At 42.0% G+C, this 20,945-nt stretch carries 16 protein-coding genes and 1 other RNA gene; 9 read left to right on the top strand and 8 right to left on the bottom strand.

Features of this window, described 5'->3' with window-relative positions:
• The first annotated feature begins 23 nt into the window (after nt 1–23).
• Nucleotides 24–1,682, top strand: a complete 1,659-nt coding sequence (gene ggt, locus L1266_RS03640; RefSeq protein ID WP_235376884.1) for a gamma-glutamyltransferase — start codon at nt 24–26, stop codon at nt 1,680–1,682.
• Between the two features lie 222 nt (nt 1,683–1,904).
• Here the strand turns inward: ggt and L1266_RS03635 are convergent, their stop codons facing one another.
• The gene (locus tag L1266_RS03635; protein WP_082389182.1) at nt 1,905–3,107 is read right to left on the bottom strand and encodes an aromatic amino acid transport family protein; all 1,203 of its coding nucleotides are present in this window, start codon (nt 3,105–3,107) and stop codon (nt 1,905–1,907) included.
• A gap of 406 nt (nt 3,108–3,513) precedes the next feature.
• On the opposite strand from L1266_RS03635, the gene L1266_RS03630 reads away from it, so the two are divergent.
• Entirely contained in the window at nt 3,514–4,419 is a 906-nt protein-coding gene (locus L1266_RS03630) for a DMT family transporter (RefSeq protein ID WP_235376883.1), read from the top strand.
• A gap of 21 nt (nt 4,420–4,440) precedes the next feature.
• Here L1266_RS03630 and L1266_RS03625 read toward each other — a convergent pair whose 3' ends face one another.
• Nucleotides 4,441–5,319 carry a flagellar protein MotY gene (locus tag L1266_RS03625; RefSeq protein WP_235377001.1) on the bottom strand — a complete coding sequence of 293 codons (879 nt, stop codon included), beginning with the start codon at nt 5,317–5,319 and terminating at the stop codon, nt 4,441–4,443.
• A gap of 216 nt (nt 5,320–5,535) precedes the next feature.
• On the opposite strand from L1266_RS03625, the gene rnt reads away from it, so the two are divergent.
• Entirely contained in the window at nt 5,536–6,216 is a 681-nt protein-coding gene (gene rnt, locus L1266_RS03620; RefSeq protein ID WP_138601594.1) for a ribonuclease T, read from the top strand.
• Here the strand turns inward: rnt and L1266_RS03615 are convergent.
• The gene (locus tag L1266_RS03615; RefSeq protein WP_235376881.1) at nt 6,200–7,825 is read right to left on the bottom strand and encodes a FapA family protein; all 1,626 of its coding nucleotides are present in this window, start codon (nt 7,823–7,825) and stop codon (nt 6,200–6,202) included. The genes rnt and L1266_RS03615 overlap by 17 nt on opposite strands.
• Before the next feature lie 277 nt (nt 7,826–8,102).
• On the opposite strand from L1266_RS03615, the gene ssrA reads away from it, so the two are divergent.
• Nucleotides 8,103–8,461, top strand: a transfer-messenger RNA (tmRNA) gene (gene ssrA / locus L1266_RS03610).
• A gap of 87 nt (nt 8,462–8,548) precedes the next feature.
• On the opposite strand, the gene L1266_RS03605 is transcribed toward ssrA, so the two are convergent.
• A complete protein-coding gene (locus tag L1266_RS03605) occupies nt 8,549–9,265 on the bottom strand; it encodes an enoyl-CoA hydratase/isomerase family protein (protein WP_199528685.1) in 717 nt (238 codons plus the stop codon).
• Nucleotides 9,266–9,470: 205 nt separating this feature from the next.
• Here L1266_RS03605 and L1266_RS03600 point away from each other — a divergent pair, with 205 nt between their 5' ends.
• Nucleotides 9,471–10,244 carry a sulfite exporter TauE/SafE family protein gene (locus L1266_RS03600; RefSeq protein ID WP_055020932.1) on the top strand — a complete coding sequence of 258 codons (774 nt, stop codon included), beginning with the start codon at nt 9,471–9,473 and terminating at the stop codon, nt 10,242–10,244.
• Here the strand turns inward: L1266_RS03600 and L1266_RS03595 are convergent.
• From L1266_RS03595 to L1266_RS03585, 3 genes are all read right to left on the bottom strand, one after another.
• On the bottom strand, nt 10,234–11,712 hold the full coding sequence (locus L1266_RS03595; protein WP_235376879.1) for a methyl-accepting chemotaxis protein: 1,479 nt from the start codon (nt 11,710–11,712) through the stop codon (nt 10,234–10,236). The genes L1266_RS03600 and L1266_RS03595 overlap by 11 nt on opposite strands.
• A gap of 7 nt (nt 11,713–11,719) precedes the next feature.
• A complete protein-coding gene (locus L1266_RS03590; RefSeq protein ID WP_235376877.1) occupies nt 11,720–12,556 on the bottom strand; it encodes a substrate-binding periplasmic protein in 837 nt (278 codons plus the stop codon).
• Nucleotides 12,557–12,804: 248 nt separating this feature from the next.
• Nucleotides 12,805–13,440, bottom strand: coding sequence for an SDR family oxidoreductase (locus L1266_RS03585; protein WP_235376875.1), 636 nt, complete (start codon nt 13,438–13,440; stop codon nt 12,805–12,807).
• Nucleotides 13,441–13,582: 142 nt separating this feature from the next.
• On the opposite strand from L1266_RS03585, the gene L1266_RS03580 reads away from it, so the two are divergent.
• Nucleotides 13,583–15,040, top strand: coding sequence for an OmpA family protein (locus tag L1266_RS03580; protein WP_235376873.1), 1,458 nt, complete (start codon nt 13,583–13,585; stop codon nt 15,038–15,040).
• Between the two features lie 22 nt (nt 15,041–15,062).
• Here the strand turns inward: L1266_RS03580 and mnmC are convergent, their stop codons facing one another.
• On the bottom strand, nt 15,063–17,111 hold the full coding sequence (gene mnmC / locus L1266_RS03575; protein ID WP_235376872.1) for a bifunctional tRNA (5-methylaminomethyl-2-thiouridine)(34)-methyltransferase MnmD/FAD-dependent 5-carboxymethylaminomethyl-2-thiouridine(34) oxidoreductase MnmC: 2,049 nt from the start codon (nt 17,109–17,111) through the stop codon (nt 15,063–15,065).
• A gap of 179 nt (nt 17,112–17,290) precedes the next feature.
• On the opposite strand from mnmC, the gene fabB reads away from it, so the two are divergent.
• From fabB to L1266_RS03560, 3 genes are all read left to right on the top strand, one after another.
• Entirely contained in the window at nt 17,291–18,505 is a 1,215-nt protein-coding gene (gene fabB, locus L1266_RS03570; protein WP_235376871.1) for a beta-ketoacyl-ACP synthase I, read from the top strand.
• Between the two features lie 145 nt (nt 18,506–18,650).
• Entirely contained in the window at nt 18,651–19,772 is a 1,122-nt protein-coding gene (locus L1266_RS03565) for a 4-phosphoerythronate dehydrogenase (protein WP_235376870.1), read from the top strand.
• Between the two features lie 32 nt (nt 19,773–19,804).
• Entirely contained in the window at nt 19,805–20,821 is a 1,017-nt protein-coding gene (locus tag L1266_RS03560) for an aspartate-semialdehyde dehydrogenase (RefSeq protein ID WP_054551679.1), read from the top strand.
• Nucleotides 20,822–20,945: the final 124 nt, after the last annotated feature.

Raw genomic sequence — 20,945 nt, 5'->3', positions numbered from 1 at the left:
AACATCAAGAAAAAGGAAGTACCATGGCAAGTTTAGTCAAATACGCGGCACATCTATTTATCGTTACCGCGATATTCTTTCATCCATCAAGCTTTGCAAAGCAAGCGGCCGTCGCGATGCCTGATAGCTACAGCAGTGATACGGCGCGCGCTATTTTAGAGCAAGGCGGTAACGCCGTTGATGCGGCAATTGCGGCACAGTTTGTATTAGCGGTTACTTTACCTGAAGCCGGTAACATTGGTGGTGGCGGGTTTATGCTGATCCAAAAAGATGGCAAAGGTGATTTTATTGATTACCGCGAAACAGCCCCTGCTGCAGCTCATCGCGATATGTACCTTGATGATAAAGGCGATGTTATTGATAACATGTCTGTGTATGGTATTCACGCAAGTGGTGTACCGGGCAGTGTTGCTGGAATGTGGCTTGCCCATCAAAAGCACGGCAGCTTAGAGTGGAAGACTCTGCTAGAACCTTCAGTTAAATTAGCTGAACAGGGCTTTATTGTGCACCCTAAGTTAGCTGCGAGTATCGAGCGTTACATTGCGCGAATGGCTAAAAAATCGGTAAACATTAACTTTGCTGATTACTTTGCTGAAGCCAAAGCAAATAAGGTATTTAAGCAGCCGGAACTTGCCGCCACACTGAAACGTATTCGCGATCAAGGTAAAGCAGGTTTCTACGAAGGTGAGACAGCGAAGATCATTGCGACGTTTATGAAGCAACACGGCGGCATTATTACTGAGCAAGACTTAAAAGCTTATCAAGCTAAATCGCGTACACCGATTAAAGGTAATTGGCGCGGTTACGAAGTGCTCACATCACCACCGCCAAGTTCAGGTGGTATTGCTATTTTACAGTGGCTAAAAATGTACGACTTGGCAAAGCCAGAAGGAACGCTTGAGCACAACTCAACCACCTATGTTCATATTTTGGCTGAAGTTGGTAAACGCGTATTTGCCGACAGAGCTGAATATTTAGGTGACCCAGATTTTTATGAGGTGCCAAAAACAGCTCTACTTGCAGATGATTATCTTAGTAATCGTGCAAGTACAATTCGCCCAGATGCCATTTCAACTACCGAGAACATCAAACCTGGTTTACACGAAAGTGAGCAAACAACGCATTTTTCTATTCTAGATAAGTGGGGCAATGCCGTTGCGAATACCACGACCATCAACTTAAGTTTTGGTAGCGGTGTGGTTGTATCAGGCGCAGGGTTCATTTTGAATGATGAAATGGATGACTTTAGTGCCAAACCCGGTGTGATGAATGTATTTGGTGCAATTGGTGGTAAAGCTAACGAAATCCAACCTCATAAACGCATGTTGAGCTCAATGACACCGACCATTCTACTTCAGGATAACAAAGTTAAAATGGTAACTGGCTCTCCGGGTGGTACCACGATTATTAGCTCTGTGTATGAGTCAATTTTAAATGCGGTTGAATTTGATATGACTGCAGAGCAAGTGGTAGACAGCCCACGCTTCCATCACCAGTTATGGCCTAAAAATGTGATTAGATACCACACAGGTCTTGAACCAAAGGTTGTTAAAGCGCTTGAGAAGATGGGTTATACACTTGATGAACGCCATTTTGGTGATATGCATGTGATCATCAATAAAGACGGTAAATTAGATGCAGCTTCTGAAGCATCAGGCCGAGGTAAGGCGATGGTGTTTTAATTATACCAATCCGCAATAATATTTAATCATTTTGAGGGATTAAACCTGTCGCTACCTGCGTTAAAAATTTCTCATTTAGAACAACTAAATAACGAAATTTTTGCCTTGTTATCAACAAGGTTTTCTTGCCTCAAAATAGACTACTTAATTAAGCGAATTGGCATTACACCTTAAACACAGGTACAAAAAAAGCACCCGAGGGTGCTTTTTTTGATGGGCTGTTTAACCAATCGCTGGAATAAGCCCCGCCATTTGTAAACCTTGAGCACTAATAATAAGCACACCAAACAGGGCGGCCAGTGCTAAGCCAATATTGCCGCCTTTAACTTGGTAACCTGCATCAGGTTTGCTGCTTCGTTGCTTATAGACCATAGCAACCGGTAAAAACACCGCTAAAATAACCAGCGCAATGGCGGCGTAGCCAAGTGCCATAATAAACCCTTGTGGATAGAATAGCGCAAAGCCTAGGGGTGGAATAAAGGTGATCAAGGCTGTTTTGATACGATCTTTACTGCCATCACCTTTTTTAAATGCATCAGCAAAAAAGTCGAATAAACCTAAACTCACCCCTAAGAAAGACGTGGCCAGCGCTAAATCAGCAAAAATGTTCACAGCGGTGGCAACATGTGGGCTGTGAGCAATGCTAGCAACACTGCTTACAAAACCGGGTAACCCTTGGCTTTGTAGTAAGTCGCTTTGACTCATCATGCCTTGGCTAAGTAATTGCCAAAAAATGTAAATCACTAAAGGCAATGCTGCACCTGCCACCATTACTTTACGAAGTGTTTTGATATCTAAACCCACGTATTTCACTATCGACGGAATAGAGCCATGAAAACCAAACGAGGTAAACACCACTGGGATTGCAGATAAAATCAGACCTTGTTCAATCGGCATTTCAAGTAAGTGTTGGCCGTGTACATAAGGTGTCAGCATATAAAATAAGCTGGCTAGTACGCATACTTTAATAGTGAACAGTACGCGGTTAAGCTTATCGACTTTGCTGGTACCGAGTGTCACCACAGTACCAATCACAACAGCCAGAATAACTGAGCCAACTTGCGGCGCTAAAGAAAGCGATAAACCATTGTTGAGCTTTTCTTGTAATTGCGCACCACCACCTGCGATATAGGCAGCGCATAATGCGTAAAACAAAAACATCACTGAAAAGTTAGCGACCCATTGGCCACGTTTACCTAACCATGACTTAGCTAACGTATTGAGGGTTGCATCTCTGTCGGCATATTGATGTAGCTCTAGCATCAGTAATGCTGTGTAGGTCATTAAAACCCATGTAAGTAAGATAAGTGATAACGCTGTTGTGAAACCAAGCCCTGCGGAGGCGATAGGCAATGCCAGCATCCCTGCACCTATGGTGGTGCCAGCAACAATTAACATGCTACCTATTGTTTTATTTTTAAGCACTTTTTGCCCCTTAAACTTCGTGAGAGGCAAGCAAGATATAACTTGTTTAACAAAACTTAAATAGTTTTGTTATAAATCAAAGAAATTAAATGTAACCTATGATTTACATGTGCAAACAGGCAGTTGAAATCAGCAAATAACTTTTTGCCAAATAGCATGAGTATTCGTGTTGACAAAATCACCATTTAGGCGGATTCTTAAGCTTCTTCAACTTACTTTATTAAATACCATGATGCAGCTAAACCAACGACCAACAAACAATTGTATGCGCCTGACCTCATCAGTCGTATGGTCTGTTATTTGCTGCGGTTAATTAAGTAAGTTTTACTAACCGCGTTCTAAGCGGTTGGTTATTTCCCTTTTAAATTTTCTTCCGCTTTTTTCGCCTTTTTAAAGGAATAAGCTAGTGCCTGTTAAAGCCTCATATTTTTTAATGGTGGTGATTTGGTCAACAACACCACTGGGTATTGTTTGGAGTAGTGAAACGGTAGCACCAACCCTGGCTGTGTTTTTACGCATGCTGGTGGGGCTGGTGTTGGCTTCGTTTGTCGTTGCTGTTGCCAATATCCGAGTGCCCTGGCATCGCCGTGCTTTATTCCTTTATGGCTATTCAAGCATAGGTATTTTTGGCGGTATGTTATTAAGCTACATGGCCGCTAAAACAGTGCCTTCAGGGTTAATATCATTGATGTTTGGTCTTGCGCCAATTTTATCGGGCTTACTTGCGCAAAAGATCTTGAACGAACCTAAGTTCAGCGCCATTAAGCTTGGCGCACTTGGCTGTGCCTTAATTGGTTTATTTTTAGTAAGCCAGCGCCATATTCAAGGGGGAGTAGAGCAGCTTAGTGGCCTGTTATATGTATTTATGGCAGTGTGCTTTTTTAGTTTGAGCGGTGTGATGATCAAACGGGTAAGAATTGCTATTCATCCAATGGCCACCACATTTGGTGCGTTGGTTTTTGTAACGCCTCTGTTTTTTATTACTTGGTTGCTGGTAGATGGCCAACTTAATAGCCAGATGTGGAGTGCAAAATCACTGTACTCAATTGTTTACTTAGGCGTGTTTGGATCATTAATTGGTGCGCTGGCGTATTTTCATGTATTGCAAAAGTTGAACGCCAGCACGGTCGCATTAACAACCTTGATCACACCAAGTTTTGCAATTGCTTTAGGTGGTTTGCTTAATGATGAGCCCATTGACCAAGCTCTGATTGTTGGCGCGACCATCATTATGATTAGTCTCGCATTTTTTCAGTTTGGCGATAAGTGGCTTAAGCGCTTTAAGCGTGTGAAGTCAATAGAACTGAGTTAAAGCTAGTAGCCGCTTAAGCGGCTACATTTTTGCAATTTGAATGACTAAACGACGGTTTTTGTTTCGGTCTAAAATGTTGTCGTTGCTAGCAACATGGCGCTTTTCACCGTAACCATCGGTATCTACTTTGCTTTCATCAACCCCTAAGCTAACAATGTAATCTTTAATCGCTTTAGCACGTTTTTTTGATAATTCGAGGTTATTCCAGCGACCACCGTAGCTATCGGTGTAAGAAGATATTGAAATAGATTCGATTTTGGTGTCGTACTTTAAGTATTCGCCAATTTTATCTAAGCGTTTTTGTGATGATTTAGTCAGTTTGCTGGTATTAGGCTCATAGTTCATCACTGTGAACGAAATATCTTCAAAGCTGTATGGCAGCATTGCATCTCGGCACTGTAAAAACGCCCAATAGGCTTGCTTAAAGTTGACACTCGATAAACCAACGGCAATTTTATCGGCACTGTTTTGCCAGTCTTGGTAATAAAATGTCGGTTGGTAACCTTTTTCTAGTTCGGTCAGCATTTCCCAAGCAGTTTTGTTACCAAGCTCGCCGTCAAACTTACGTAATAGCTTCATGTTTGCTAAGTCGCGAGCAGGCATACCTGCACGCCAACTAGGTGGTACGGCTTTTAGACCAGCAATACTGTAGTTGTCTGGGCGTACGACCATATCAAGGTTAAAGTTTACGTCTTTATTTTTACTGGCAGTGGTACTGAAAATTGCTTCACCATAGTAAGGAACTTCATGATTTAATTGGCATTCTAAGCGAGAAGTTTTAACCATTTGCCAGTTCGACATATCAGCATTAGCGGTATACTCACGCATGGCTGCATGCGCATTTATACTTGCAACTGAGGTTAATAGGCCTAGGCTTAAAGGAAGTAATGAAAGCTTCATCACGGTAATTCTCCAACAAATCATCAATGCCAAATAATTGGCAATTTTTGTGTTTAATTGCTTTAGCACACTAAACACAGGGCTAGCTGATTAATATAAAGCAAGTAATGTGCCTAAAAACTCAGTAAGAATCTGCGATTTCACACTATTTACTCTAGCAGAGTAGCCGTGGTTTTTGACATAATAGCCAGCTTACACTGGCAAACCAAGAAGACTATGGAAAATACTGAACAAACTCTTTTCGCAAAACGCTTTCGTGGCTTTTTTCCTGTTGTGATTGATGTTGAAACCGCAGGTTTTAATAAAGAGACCGATGCGTTATTAGAAATTGCTGCATCTGTACTGAAAATGGATGACGACGGCGTGTTAAGTATTGATCATACTGTGCATTTTCATGTTGAGCCATTTGAAGGCGCGAATATTGAACAAGCGGCCATTGAGTTTAATGGTATTGATCCTTTTTCTGCGCTGCGTGGTGCGGTGCCTGAAGAAGAAGCGATTAAAGAAATTTGTAAAGTCGTGCGCAAGGCACAAAAAGCAGCGGGTTGTCAGCGTTCAGTGGTAGTAGCACACAATGCAGCGTTTGATCACGGCTTTTTAAATGCCGCCATTGAGCGTTGTAAAATTAAGCGCACGCCATTTCATCCATTTGTTAGCTTTGATACCACATCATTGGCAGGCCTTGCACTAGGGCAAACAGTATTAGCTAAAGCGTGTAGGGCGGCAGGGATTGAGTTTGATAATAAACAAGCTCACTCAGCATTATATGATACTGAGCGCACAGCAGAACTGTTTTGTTTAATCGTTAATCGCTGGCAACAACTCGGCGGTTGGCCATTGCCTGAAACTGAAGCGACAGAAGAGGAGCAAGACTCAGCCGTTAAAACGACTGAGTAATTTTGCCTTCAAAAAATCGTACCATGTTAGGAGGGTAAATACGTGAAAACTGTTTACTCTCTTGCGCTATCTTAAGCTCCACCCCAGGATGCATTAATTCATTCACTTTTAAGCGGCTTGTTGCTAATAAGCGCGCAATCTTAATTTTCACTAAGTGTTTCTTTTTCTTTGTGCTGGCTGTTTTGATTTTAATCTGCTGCTCGCTGGCAGTGATCTTTTTAATATAATGCGCACGTTGAGCTGGGTCGGGTATTTTATTGGCCTTTTTGCGAGCCTGTTGTAAGGCAGCTGCTTTGGTCGCTAATAACTTTTCGAAGTCATTAATTTGCTGCTGCTTTTGGCGTAAATCATGCCAGTACTGAGCAATGAAAACCCGTGTTTTAGTGCCTGACGGCGCACCAAGCTCGCCGGTTTCAATTCGCATCGCATCTAAAATATTGCCACCAATAATTTTGCCTCGCGGATTATTGGCTTTGCCAACGCGAATAAGGCGACGAGCGCTTAAATCACAATGCAAAGCCTGACGTTCAATGAATAAATCTTGCTCTGTTTTTATATGGCAGTACTGAGCATAACCAACAGAGATAGTGCGCGATGCCGTGATGTTACAGGTAAAGTTTTCAACGTTTTCACGCTTTCTGCCAACAGCCCCAAGCATCACGGTGACTTCACTTTTACTTTCAATTGTGGCTGATTCAACAAAGCCTAATACAGTGATATCACCCGTTGCTTTGACGCGCATTCCATCTTTTACATCACCACTGATAATAACACTGCCATCAAATTCGACATGGCCCGTACTTACATCAACATGATGAAAGCACAATACATCGTCCACGCGCATACCGCGGGGTAGGGCAACAGGCACGCCTTTAGCATCGGCAATTAACATATTGCTATTGTTTGGATCGATACGCGTTCCTTCAAATGGCTCAAGAGGTAAGTCTTTACCGGACTTAGCTGGCATCACATCACCAAACACCGTAAAACCATCTTCTCCGGGTGTTGCAGGGACTCGTTGCATTAATGGCGTGCCAGGTTTAACGGTAATAATGGCGCCTAAATTACGCATGTCGACTTTACCGCCAGAGGTCGCTTGCGGGCTAAGAACACGGTCTTGTGCTGTTGAGCATAAGCGCACGAATTTAGCATCAGTGCCTTCTTTAGGCATTCGGCCATGGGCAACAATCGCGGTGTAATGGGCGCCGGGTGGTTGCTTAAATTGTTGGCCTAAGAAGGTATCGAGAGCACGTAAACTAATGCCTTTAATCACGCCCGCCTCTGCAAGCACCTCTTGCGCCATATCCATGCTGACAATTTTACCGCCACGGGCTGTTGTTAGGCTTGCTTCAACCACCATGTTTTTAGCATCAACTTTCACTTCAAGGTGAGCATCAACGGCTTTAGCAACCACTAACGATTGGTTTTGATATTGGCTGCTAGGTATAAACAACTTACCTATATTGGCATCAATATATTCGTAGTTGGCATAAGGCGACTGCTCAAGTAATTCAATTAATTGAGAACTCGTAGTAGGAAAACCCGCATCCCTAGGATGCTCACACAAAGAGACATAGCCACTTTGTTCATCGAATGAAAACATCGACATCTGAAAAGCCCTGTAAAAAACTGCCTTTTATTATAGTTATGTGTTGTTACAGGTTATTTTTGGAGAAGGGTAACAACGTTTCCTATTTCAGCACAACTTTTGTACTATGTTAAGGATTTGTATGATTAAAATGTGAAAATATGTATAAAACTGACTTTTCCTGCTTGAAATTTCAGCAGTCAAAGGCACTTAGCAAAAATTTCCCGATTAATGCCTTGAGTCTGAACAGGCTACTCAGTTATACTGCAAAAACACTCTGAATGAGATACCAAATTCAGGGGCTGATTAGGATTCGACGGAATTCAAGACGCCCGAGGTGCATGTCGAGGTGCGGTTGGCCTCGTAAAAAAGCCGCAATTTAAAGTAATCGCAAACGACGATAACTACGCTCTAGCGGCATAATAGCCCGCTAGCACTTCTCCGGTGTATGTCTGTGGACCCGGTTCTGAAGTGTCACCCTACACGGACTCGCTACGGAAACCCTGGCCGGGGTTGAAGGGCTAAAATTAAGCGGCCTCGCCTTTGCAGATCGTGTTCGTCCGAGCTGTATAAGGTTAACTAAAAGACGATACTAAGCATGTAGTACCAAAGGTCGAGGCTTTTCGGACGGGGGTTCAAATCCCCCCAGCTCCACCAAATATGAAAAAGGCTGCTCTCAGAGCGGCCTTTTTTATTGCTAAAACTTTTTTCTAAAGCTCCTCTAAAGAAGTCCAGAGTCTAGAATCAAACAACCAACTGAACAGCATCAATAATCGGTTTGTTTTCTATATCAATGGTGTCGATGATGTGTTTGTGTAGGCGCTTTTTGTGCTCGGCGAAAATCGCGCGTTTTTTATCGAACTGGCTGGCAAATTCGAGGGCGGTATTAAATAAAGCTTCGTTGTCTGGGCAAGCTTGTTCAATAACATGATCCGTGGCAAGTTCGCCTGCGGTAACGCGGCGGCCAGTTAGCATCATCTCGTTAAAACGATAGTCTGGAATGGCTTTTTTAATAAAGGCGAGCATGCCCGGTAAAAACGGGATTGATAAGTCAACTTCTGGAAAGCAGAAGAAACCACGGTCGCTTTGCATAAACCTAAAATCGCAAGCACACGATAAAATGGCGCCATTACCAAACGCGTGACCATTAATTGCTGCAATTACTGGCATTGGGAAGAGTAATAGGCGTTTAAATACCGCATCCATCGAGTGCATAAAGCCACTTACTTCTGCAAATTTTTGTGTTTTTAATGCCGGCATTAGCCAATCGGTATCTATGCCCAAACTCCATGATTTTTCGCTGCTTGAAGTGATCACGAGTGCTTTGTGTTCAGGATTACGTTCGATTTCGTCAAGGCAAGTTAAAAAAGCCTCTGCAAAAGCAGGATTATGGCGATTTTCAGCTGTTGTCATAGTTAAGATAGCAACAGATCCTTGTGTACTTACATTCATCAGTGTCATGCTGTGCCTTCAATTTTATTGTGTTGTGGGCATAGTTATAACCCATAGGTTTAACAAAATAAACAACAAGTCTGACCAGTTGTGAATTTAGGGGCACTTCTCTTTTGGTTGATATGGTCTTTTAGTCGAAACTATTTTCCAATATATCGCTAATAGTGGTGAGTCATGATAGCGTTAGCTCAAACACACTATTTAAAGCGTAACAATGGATTTGATCAGTTGGCAGTTTTTGGGTGGAGATTTATTAAGTCCGATCAGCACTATAATGCTCATTGTGGTTGCGGGCTTTACTTCAATGATTTCAGCAGCTTTTGGTGCGGGTGGCGGCTTAATGCTGCTAGTGATCATGGCATCCATGCTTCCTATGAGTGTGGTTATTCCTGTTCATGGGTTAGTGCAGTTAGGCTCTAATGCAAACCGCTTTTTGTTCACGTTTAAACATATTGATGGTGCTATGTTTGTGTACTTCTCTTTAGGGGGAGTCATAGGAGCGCTGGTTGCCTCAACGATTGTCACATCAATTCCCCTTGAATTAATGAAAATAGTGGTCGCTGCCTTTGTGCTTTATTTACTTTGGGGTGTGACGCCAAAGCTCAGAGAAACTTCAAAGTTATGGCGTGTTCTTGCAGGGCTTTGGACCACGTTTATCTCGATGTTTGTAGGGGCAAGCGGGCCTTTGGTTGGCAGCTGCTTATATGTAAATAATTATAATAAGCTTAAATTTACCGCCACATTTTCAAGCTGCATGACAGTACAACATACCTTAAAAGCGATTTTATATGGGGCTGTGGGCTTTGCATTTTGGCAGTGGTTGCCGCTGGTTATGCTCATGATATTGAGCGGTGCTTTAGGTACTTGGCTTGGCCTTAAGTTATTGCACCGCATTTCGTCAGATAAATTTAAAAAGATTTTTCGTTTAGTGTTAACAGTGCTTTCCCTGCAACTTGCGTGGCAGGGGATCATGGCTTTTAGTATTTAAACAAACCCAATTTAGCAACGATGCCGCGTTCCAATTCATTGAGCTGGCCTATAGTGTTATCAAGGTGCTGAGCTTCTTGCGATAGACTCTTAGCGCCTTGGTTAATAAGCTGCATAGTATTTAAGATATCAGCGGTGACACTGGTTTGCTCTTCAGAACTTGCTGCCACGCTCTCGTTCATTTGATTAATGGTATTGATTTGTTTAGCAATATCTTTAAACACCGCTTGGCTTTTTTGATTCGCTTGGCTTACTTTATCACTCAGTGACTTACTTTGCTCCGTTGCGGTTACACAATCAGAAGTATTATTGTGTAGCGATACAATAATCGACTCAATCTCAGATGTTGAATCATAGGTTTTACTAGCAAGCGCTCTTACTTCATCGGCGACCACGGTAAAGCCTCGACCAGATTCACCAGCACGAGCCGCTTCAATAGCAGCATTTAGAGCCAGCAAATTGGTTTGCTCGGCAATGCTTTTTATAACATCGAGCACTTGGCTAATTTCATTGCTGCTGGCGTTTAATTGTTTAACTACATTTGAAGTGTGGTCTAGTTGTGCAGTTAACTCATCAACAATATTGCCATTGGCATTCATGTTTTGTTCGCCTTGTTGGCATAAGCGATGTACATCGGTTGTTTGCTGCGCGGTTTGGTTGGCTCCTTGCGCAATCTCTTTGGTTGCTTCACTTAACTGACTAAGCGCATTGGTTGCTGAATCAGTGCGGTTGTATCCAAGTTCGGCCTCATTTTTTGAGCGAACAGATGCTTCGTTTACTGTGCTGGCAATCATTTCAAGTTCGCTGGCAGTGCTGCCTAACTCAGTAATTATTTCTTGTACTTGCGCTATAAATCGGTTGAAGCCATTAACCAAATAGCCTATTTCATCATTAGATTGATAGCTAATACGTTTTGTAAGGTCGCCTTCACCTTTGACAATTTCATCAACAAGGCTGTTTACGCTATCGATTGGTTTTATCACTAAAAGCCGCACGATATAAATAATCACGGTACCTAGGGTGATAAATGAGACCAGCAGGGTAATAAACATAGTGCGTGTCGAATTAGCAATGGTGCTATGCAGCGCTTGTTGTGAATAACCAATTTTAATGTGGCCAATTAAATTATCTAAATAGTGCAAATCAATAGTTTTGCTAACCGATGCGCTGTTACTTTGTTTGATGATTGAGGCAAGAAGCTTATTACGATGGTCTGTCACTGAAATGCTATGTATATGTTTGTTTTGCGAAAAGGCTTTAATAATCTGATTGATTAACGGCTCATCATAAGAGAATACCGGCTCAGCTAAAATAACCTGCATTTGCTCATTAAGGGCAGTGATGTCGTCTTGCCATTGTTGTGTTTGACTCGACTTTGCAAGCAGATAGTTTGCGCTGATCACGAAGATCACGCTTAAGAAAAGGCACAAAGATAGTGCTAAGGTCATTTTATATTTTAGTGATTTCATTATGCGCTCATTGAAATGGGTTAAACCACAAAGGGCTATTTTTATTTGGTGTGTTCGACGATAACGTTGGGTTTTCAAGCTCAATGACGCGACGCGAGCTCAAGTTGGCTTTTGATAAAACAGTTTGTACTTGGCTGTCTGCCAAAAACATCGCGTTAAAAGTGCCATCATCGATCATCTCGTTAAGGGCATCGCTTAGTTGTTGGTGTAGTGTAAGGTTGTTTTTATTGACGAAAAAGTAAAGAGGTGCGGTGTACTTTATGATCAAGTGCGGCTCAACAATGAGGTCAAGCTCCGAATGATTGGCAATTTCATCCCAAGGTTCATTTACACCACGTGGGAAATAATCAAAGCGCTCACCCTCAAGCATTGGGAATAAGTTAGGGTATTTTAATGTGGTAACAACGGGCAGTTGGTTCGCTTTTAATATTTTCGTATCTGGCCAGGTTTTACCTTGCCCTGCGGTGTAGCGCTTTAAATCTTGCAAGCTAGTTACCGAGCTAAACAGCTCGCGATTTTGTGCTTTCACTAATGCTACTCGCATGCCAAGTAAGCCACGAAACAAAGGAATATAAACGGCTTGGTAATCTTCCTCTAATTGTCTTGAAGTCATGCTCCAGATAACGTCAAGCTGCTTATTTTGTAAGTCGTTTAACATTCGAGCATCGGTAATATCTTTAAAGTTATTATATGGATGCGAGTAGCTTAAACCCGCTCGCTCAATTGCTTGGGTTAACAATTTATAGGGTAAAGAAGTGTTACTACTATTACTTTGTATCTTAACTTCTTGGGAATAACTTACAGAAGCAAAGGCCAGACATAGAATAATGAGGGTGTAATGCATTGGACACCATTGTTGTGTTTTTGTAAATAATATATTAATTCCATGTGGCGTTTAATGTCATTACTGCTTTATCATTAAATAGGGCACAGCAATGCTTATTTGTAAGCTAATTTAAAATAAAAATAATTAGAGCATTGAAATATAAAGTTTTATTCATTGCGACTTACAAAAAATTAATTTTTTGGGTGGGTATTTAAGGAGGGAGCTGGATAAAGTTAACTTTATCCAGCTAAAGTTTATAGTTTAAATTAGGCATCCAGTAAGTCATAGATTGACTTATCACCATTAAACAATTCAAACACTTGTGGTTTTTTCGGTGTATGTTCAGCAAGGTATAGCAGGGTATTTGCTACATCTTCACGGTTGATAACCGCATCTTGGCGCGTTGCAGGGCGCGTGGTGGTTAATCGCCCCGTAGCTGCATCATCGAATAGCGTGCCGGGTCTGACTATACTGTAATTTAATTCGCTATTGATTAAATGTTGGTCAGCCATGTGCTTTGCAACTAAATACGGTTTTATACTGCTCTCAATGTTGTCTGGGGCATCAGCACCGATTGAGCTCACCATAATAAAGTGCTTAACCTTGGCATCTACCGCATAATTAATCGCTTTAACTGCGGCCCATAAATCTATCAGTAAGGTTTTATCTGCACCTGTTGCACCACCAGATCCAGCACTAAAAATTACTTGTTCAACACCCTCGAAGGCACGACTAAAATCGTTTTCGAGGTCTTGCTCTACAATCGTTAAATTATTACTTTCAAGCGCAGTCAGTTTGCTTTTGTCTCTAACCAGAGCCACTACGTCATGGCCACTTGCCAGCATTTTTTCGGTGGTCATTTTACCTATTTGGCCCGTTGCGCCAATGATTAAGGTCTTCATATCAAACTCCTTCTAATTGCTGTGTAACTAAAGACCTTGGGGTGTGGATTTATTTTTAAAGGGGTACAAGCAAACTTTGAATAAAAAAGTATTATTTGGCATAGTGTTGAATTAGGTACAAACTCAATTAAAAGGACTTAAAGTGAAAATATATTTTAATCTTTTGGTGGTGGTAACATTAGCATTTTGCAATGCGGTATCTGCCAATCAATGGCTATCGCCTTATCCAAATAGTGAGGTTGAAAAGTCGGTTAAACTCAGTGGCGAACAGACACAATTAATGAGCCAGTTTGATGACAGTAAAAAGTCGTCAGAGCGATTTAGTTACACAGACTTTATTGGCGATGTAAACCACACATTGTACGAAATAAACAATGTTGCCACTCTCAAAGTATTTGAAAACTATAAACACGCTCTACTCACTGATGGTTTTAATATTGTTTACTCTTGTCAGCTAGATGCTTGCGGTGACAGCAGTGATTTTGCAGAGGAAGTCGGTTACTTTCAGCTCTATAATTATCATCGTAAGCCTTATTATCTGCTTGCTACTAAAGGTGAAAAGTCTGAGTTTGCTGTGTCGTTATTTGTTGGCCAGTACAACAGTAAAACGCGTGTTATGAGTAGCTCAATTGCGATTAAGGAGCTTGAAACAGGTCTGATAAAAGCCAATACAGCTGCTTTTGCAAAACAGCAATCAAATCCAGTTACCAAAGCACCTAAAGACGATATTAGAGGCTCAAGCGATCATCCATTACTTAGCCGTTATCCTGGTAGTTTTATTGAAGACTACGAGCAAATTGATTACGAAGAATTTTCACTACCAACAGGAATATTTAACCGTAAGAACAAAGCGCTACCTGTTGAAGATGTGACAGGCGATATCACTCGTATTACTTATGAAATTAGAAAAGTATCAACCCTTAAGGTTTTTCATAACTATGTGTCTGCCTTAACAAAAGAAGGCTTTGAAACGGTTTTTAGTTGCGAACGTCAAGCATGTGGTGACGACCGTAAGGCAATACAAGCACTTGGTGATCACTTGTCGGTAAAACAAGTTTATAACTATTATCGTCAGCCGCGTTATCAGTTAATGAAAAACACCATAGAAAATCAAACAACCTTTGTCGCATTTTTTGTGGGTAATTACCAAGGCACTACGCGAGTGCAACTTGTTATAATTCGAACAGAGCCTTTACAAGGCGATTTAGTTAAAACCAATCCGGATCAGGTGTTAAAGCAACTAGAGCAAAAAGGTAAAGCAGCCATTTATGGCATTTACTTTGACCATGATAAATCAGACATTAAACCTGAGTCAGCCGAGTCATTAAAAGTGATTGCGGATGTTTTAAATAAAAACAATAGCTTAAATTTGTACGTTGTTGGTCATACTGATGATAAAGGAAGTCCAGAATATAATTTAGGGTTGTCATCTAAACGAGCAAAAGCGGTTGTTAAAGCGCTCGTGAGTCAATATGGTATTAAAGAGTCGCGTCTAATTGGTTATGGCGTAGGCCCTTATGCGCCAGCTGCCAATAATAAAAATGATTTGGGTCGTCAGTTAAACCGGCGCGTAGAGCTAGTTGAGCGATTAAGTAATTAATCAAAAGGGGCTTTTTAGCCCCTTAAATTTTATTACGAATTAGGTCACGAACAATAAAGCGGGCGGGGTGAATAGCTTGACTCACGCGTTCACTAAATGGTCTTGGTTCATTGTTTAAACAAGCAATTAAATGTTCAGCACAAAGGGGGGCACTGCACAGCCCTCTTGCGCCAAAGCCTGTGAGTACATGCAAGCCTTGCTGAGGTTTTGTTAACGTTTGGTACTGATAACGCTTGCCCAAGCGAAGATTAGCAAACGCGCTTACATAATCACTTTGTTCGGCCCATTCACCAGCCATAGGTAGATGGTCAATGAAGGTACACCTTACAGCTGCTTTCGCGGCTGTTATCTCACCTAAGGTCGTTGCAAACTCGCTGTCTGTGTAAAAACTTAACAGTTGTTCGCGATTGATGTGGTTGTCTTGCTCTTTAACTTCACGGCTTTTTGAGTTTTTTTCAAAGGTCGCGCCCATGCAATGATGGCCCTGATATTCAGGAGTAAAATAGCCCTTATGGCAAAGCACGGTCTTTAAGCGTTTTGACTGCTCGCTTGCTTGCACATGCGAGACTTGGCCGCGCACACCAACAACAGGTAGAGCTTGAGTTTGGCTAAACTGGTCACTGTGTTCACCTGCACAATTAATCACATCGCTAAATGGCCCGAATGTTTGCTCTTTGCTGTGTAGTAACCAGCCGTCAGCGGTTTTTTCGAGCTTTTCAATATGGCAATTAAAGTGACTGTCCATTTTATTATTGGTAGTGGCAGTTAACGAATTTGCCGCATTAAAGAGTGCTGTAACCAGGGCTGGTGGATTTACCCAGCCGCCTTTTGCAAAGAATACGCCTGAGTAACCTGTATCGACACCGGCAATTTCGTCGCCTTCTTCAGCGCTTACATTACGCATTAATTCTGTTGGCCAAAGTTCTTTTTCAGCAAGGTTTTGATGTTTATCAGCTAGGCCTTGTTTAACTGCATGTTGTAATACACCACACCATTTGTGAGGGTAGTCAAAACCATCATCAAGTAATTGTTGGTATAGACGCATCGCATATAAAAAACTATGGGCGAACATTTCACTGTGTGGTGAATTTTTCGCTTGTAAATGCGGATACACAGCCCCTTGTACATTGTGAGAAGCGCCCATGGCAAGCGCTTCATCTTGGCAAAAAAGCGTGGCTTTTAGGCCTCTTTTTGCTAGTGAATACAGTACACTGCTACTGGCAATACCACCCCCAATAACAGCCACATTACTCAGTTCACTTTGCTGATGTGCAAAATACGCTGGCCCTGACTGTTGCTCATTAGGCTCAGTGAGCTCGCCAATTAGCATTTCGCGTTTTTTACCATAGCCTTTTGCTTTACTCATGCTAAAGCCAGCTTCGATGAGTCCTCTTCTGACAAAGCCTGCGGCAGTGAAAGTGGCGAGTGTGGCATTTGCTCTTGAGATAATACGCATCTTGTTGAACAAACTCTGTTGCCACATGTCTGGGTTTTTGCTCGGAGCAAAACCATCTAAATACCACGCATCGACAACTCCTTCACTTGGGTAACTAATGGCATCAATGCTGTCTTGTACGTCACCAAAATAAAGGTCGAGTATTAGTTTTCCGCCTGCAAATTCTAGGCGATGACAGCCGGCTAAATTAATTGGGTATTGAGCAATTAGTTGCTCACTATACTTGCTTAAACTAGGCCAAGCTTTGAGTGCTTGAGCAAGGTCATCACGCTTAATTGGAAACTTTTCAAAAGAGATAAAGTGCAAGCGGGTAACACTATTTTTACCACTATGGTCGGGTTGATTTTGAACTTCTTGCTCTGCATGCTGCCTATCAAGATGAGCAGCAAAGTGCTGCCAGGTATTTAAAAAGTTAAGCCCCGTACCAAAGCCTGTTTCAGCAATCGCAAAGTGGTTACGGTCATGATTTTGTAATCGTTGCGGGATATGGTTTTGTTGATAAAACACATAATGTGATTCGGCTAAGCCATCGTCATTAGAGAAATAAACATCGTCAAACTGATCGGCGACAGGGGTACCAAGGTGATTAAAATGAATATGTGCGTTTTTGATCATGGTTTAACTAATTAACTACAAACTTTTTTCATTATTTTACGTGTTTTCTTTGAAATAGTCTGGCGTTATTTATAAGCTAGACATTCAGAGTACATGTGTACGCTAGAAAGCTGACCACTTCGAAAGTAATTTCAGCGTAAAATAGAACACAATTTAGTATAGAGCTAAGGTAATTACCCATGAGAAGAGCCGTTATTACGGGCATCGGTGTTGTTTCAAGCATCGGTAACAACAAAGAAGAAGTATTAGAATCATTAAAACAAGGCCGTAGTGGTATCGCGTTCAACCAAGAGTTTGCTGACTACAACCTACGTAGTAACGTATCTGGCAAAATCGATATTGATGTTAAAGAGTTTGTTGATCGTAAAGCAATGCGCTTTATGGGCGATGCTGCTGCATACGCTTATATCTCTATGGCACAAGCGATTGAAGATGCAGGCCTTAGTGAAGATCAAGTTTCAAACGAGCGCACTGGTTTATTAGTGGGTTCAGGTGGTGGTTCATCTAAGTGGCAAGTTGAAGCGGCTGACATTTTACGTGAAAAAGGCGTAAAACGTGTTGGTCCTTACATGGTACCACGTACTATGGCGAGCACGACTTCAGCGTGTCTTGCAACACCATTTAAAATTAAAGGTGTTAACTACTCACTAAGCTCTGCATGTGCGACATCTGCACACTGTATCGGTCACGCGGTTGAGCAAATTCAATTAGGCAAGCAAGACGTAATCTTTGCAGGTGGTGGTGAAGAGCTTCACTGGACGCTAGCAATGGAATTCGATGCAATGGGTGCCTTGTCTACTAAGTACAATGAAACACCAGAGAAAGCATCACGTACATACGATGCAAACCGTGACGGTTTCGTTATCTCTGGTGGTGGCGGTATCGTTGTTGTTGAAGAGCTTGAGCATGCACTTGCTCGTGGCGCGCACATTTATGCAGAAATCACTGGTTACGGTGCAACGTCTGACGGCTACGACATGGTAGCTCCATCAGGTGAAGGCGCTGTACGTTGTATGAAGCAAGCAATGCAAGGTCTTGAAGGCGGTATTGATTACTTAAATACTCACGGTACTTCTACACCTGTTGGTGATGTGAAAGAGCTTGGCGCTATTCAAGAAGTATTTGGTGGTAACTCACCAATGATCAGTGCAACTAAAGCGATGACAGGTCACGCTTTAGGTGCAGCAGGCGTTCATGAAGCAATCTTCTCGCTATTAATGCTTGAGCATAACTTTGTTGCTCCATCTATCAACATTGATGAACTAGATGAGCAAGCTGCAGGTCTAAATATTGTAACTGAGCGTAAAGACGTTGAACTAAATACAGTTATGTCTAACAGCTTCGGTTTCGGTGGCACTAACGCCACATTAGTAATGAGCAAATATAAAGGTTAAACCTCTCCAGTATTTGCTTAAAGCCGAGCAATAGCTCGGCTTTTTCATTTGTTATAAATAACCCCAAAATCGTCTTAGTTGTTACCTATCCGAATACTGATAAATTCGCTACAATAGCGCCACTTTCTGCCTCTCGGACACACAAATGAAAATTCTTGCAGATCAAAATATGCCATTGGTTGAGCAGTACTTTGCCGATTTTGGTAATGTTGAGCGATTTGATGGCCGTAATCTTCAACCCGAGCAGCTAGTCGGGGTCGATATTTTGTTAACCCGTTCAGTTACTAATGTAGATAAAGCCTTACTCACTCAAGCAGATAAATTAAAATTTGTGGGCACAGCAACCATAGGTGTTGATCACATTGATACCGAGTTACTTGCTGAGCGAAATATCGCATTTAGCAGCGCACCAGGTTGTAATGCTGTGGCGGTTGCTGAATATGTTATTAGCTGCTTGTATGCCTTGAGCCAAGAAAATGCCAGCTCGTTACAAGGCAAAACCATCGGCATAGTAGGTGTTGGCAGTATAGGTAGCTGTTTACGTGATAAGTTAAGCTTGCTAGGCATGAATGTATTGTTATGTGATCCACCAAAACATGAAGCCGGTGAGCTTGCAGAGCATATTGAGTTAGACACATTACTAGCCCAAGCTGATATTGTGACTTTTCACGTGCCATTGGTTAAACAAGGGCCACATAAAACCTTGCACATGCTAGACGAAACACGCTTAAAAGCACTTAAGCCGGGCATGACGATTATCAATGCAAGCCGTGGTGATGTGATTGATAACCAAGCATTGCTAGCATTGTTTGAGCAAGGCGCAAAATTAGATTGTGTGCTTGATGTTTGGGAAAACGAACCCAATATACTGACACCTCTGCTTGATTATGTACGTTATGCCAGCGTGCATATTGCAGGGCATACACTTGAAGGCAAAGCCCGCGGTACACAAATGCTGTATCAGCAAGTATGTGAGCTTGAAGGCAGCGCAGCACTTAAGTCGCTGGACGATTTTTTACCAGAGCCAATTAGCCACTCTGTCACGCTAGGTGAAACCTTTAACCTAGATGATATAGGTCGCTTAGTGCACTTAATTTATGATGTGCGTCGCGACGATGGCATTTTACGCAGTAAATTAGCAAGCGAAGGCTTTGATAGTTTACGTAAGAATTACCCGCCACGACGCGAGTTTAGTACGTTGTCGGTGGCTGCCAACAGTGCATGCGAAGGCGCATTAGCTGCACTGGGATTTAGAATTAACGAATAAAGCCATTTGCTTTATTCAAAAGAGGAAAATACATGTCGCAAAAATTTAATGTAGCCGTATTAGGTGCCACAGGTTTAGTGGGTCGTCAGATTATCGAAACGTTAGAAGATCGTAAGTTTCCGGTAGACCAGTTATTTTTACTCGCAAGCAGCCGTAGTGCTGGTGAAGAAATTCAATTTCGCGGTGAGAGCATTGAAGTAATCGATGTTGAAGAGTTTGATTTTAGCCAAGCTCACATTGGTTTATTTTCAGCAGGCGGCAGTGTCTCTGAAAAATACGCACCGATTGCGGCGGACGCAGGCTGTGTGGTAATTGATAATACCTCACACTTTCGTAATGACTACGATGTGCCACTCATTATTCCTGAAGTGAATGCATCAAGCTTAGCGGATTTCAGAAACCGCAACATCATTGCAAACCCTAACTGCTCAACGATTCAAATGCTGGTGGCGTTAAAACCAATTTATGATGCTTATGGCATTGACCGTATTAACGTATCAACTTATCAAGCTGTATCGGGGGCGGGTAAAGAAGCCGTTGATGAACTAGCCAAGCAAACAGCAAACTTAATGAATGCGCGTCCGATGGATAATGCCGTTTTCCCTAAACAAATTGCTTTTAACGTGATCCCACAAATAGACAGTTTTGAAGATAACGGTTATACCCGCGAAGAAATGAAAATGGTTAACGAAACACAAAAGATCTTAGGTGATAACAGTGTTGTGGTTAACCCGACCTGTGTTCGTGTTCCCGTGTTCTTTGGTCACAGTGAAGCGATCAATATTGAAACGCGTATGCCAGTAGATATCGAACATGTGAAGCAGCTATTAAACGATGCACCAGGTGTTGAGTTTATTGAAGACTTAGCCGATTACCCAACAGCTGTGTCTGATGCAAGTGGTAACGATACAGTATACGTAGGGCGTTTACGTGCTGATATTTCGCATCCACATGGTTTAAATATGTGGGTTGTAAGTGATAATACGCGCAAAGGTGCAGCAACAAATAGTGTGCAGATTGCTGAAGAGCTTATCGCAAATTATTTATAAATCTGATGATTTAGACTGAGCTAAATTTGACAGAAAGCGGCAATTTGCCGCTTTTTTTGTGAATTCACTGCCAAATTATTGCCGCATACGTTGTAAAAGCGTATAAACTTAACGATAACAATAA

This window comes from Pseudoalteromonas sp. Cn5-37 (assembly GCF_021532495.1).
In the GTDB taxonomy this organism is placed as follows: domain Bacteria; phylum Pseudomonadota; class Gammaproteobacteria; order Enterobacterales; family Alteromonadaceae; genus Pseudoalteromonas; species Pseudoalteromonas simplex.
The sequence above is the reverse complement of the archived record's forward strand: the minus strand, read 5'-3'. Positions and strand labels throughout refer to the sequence as shown.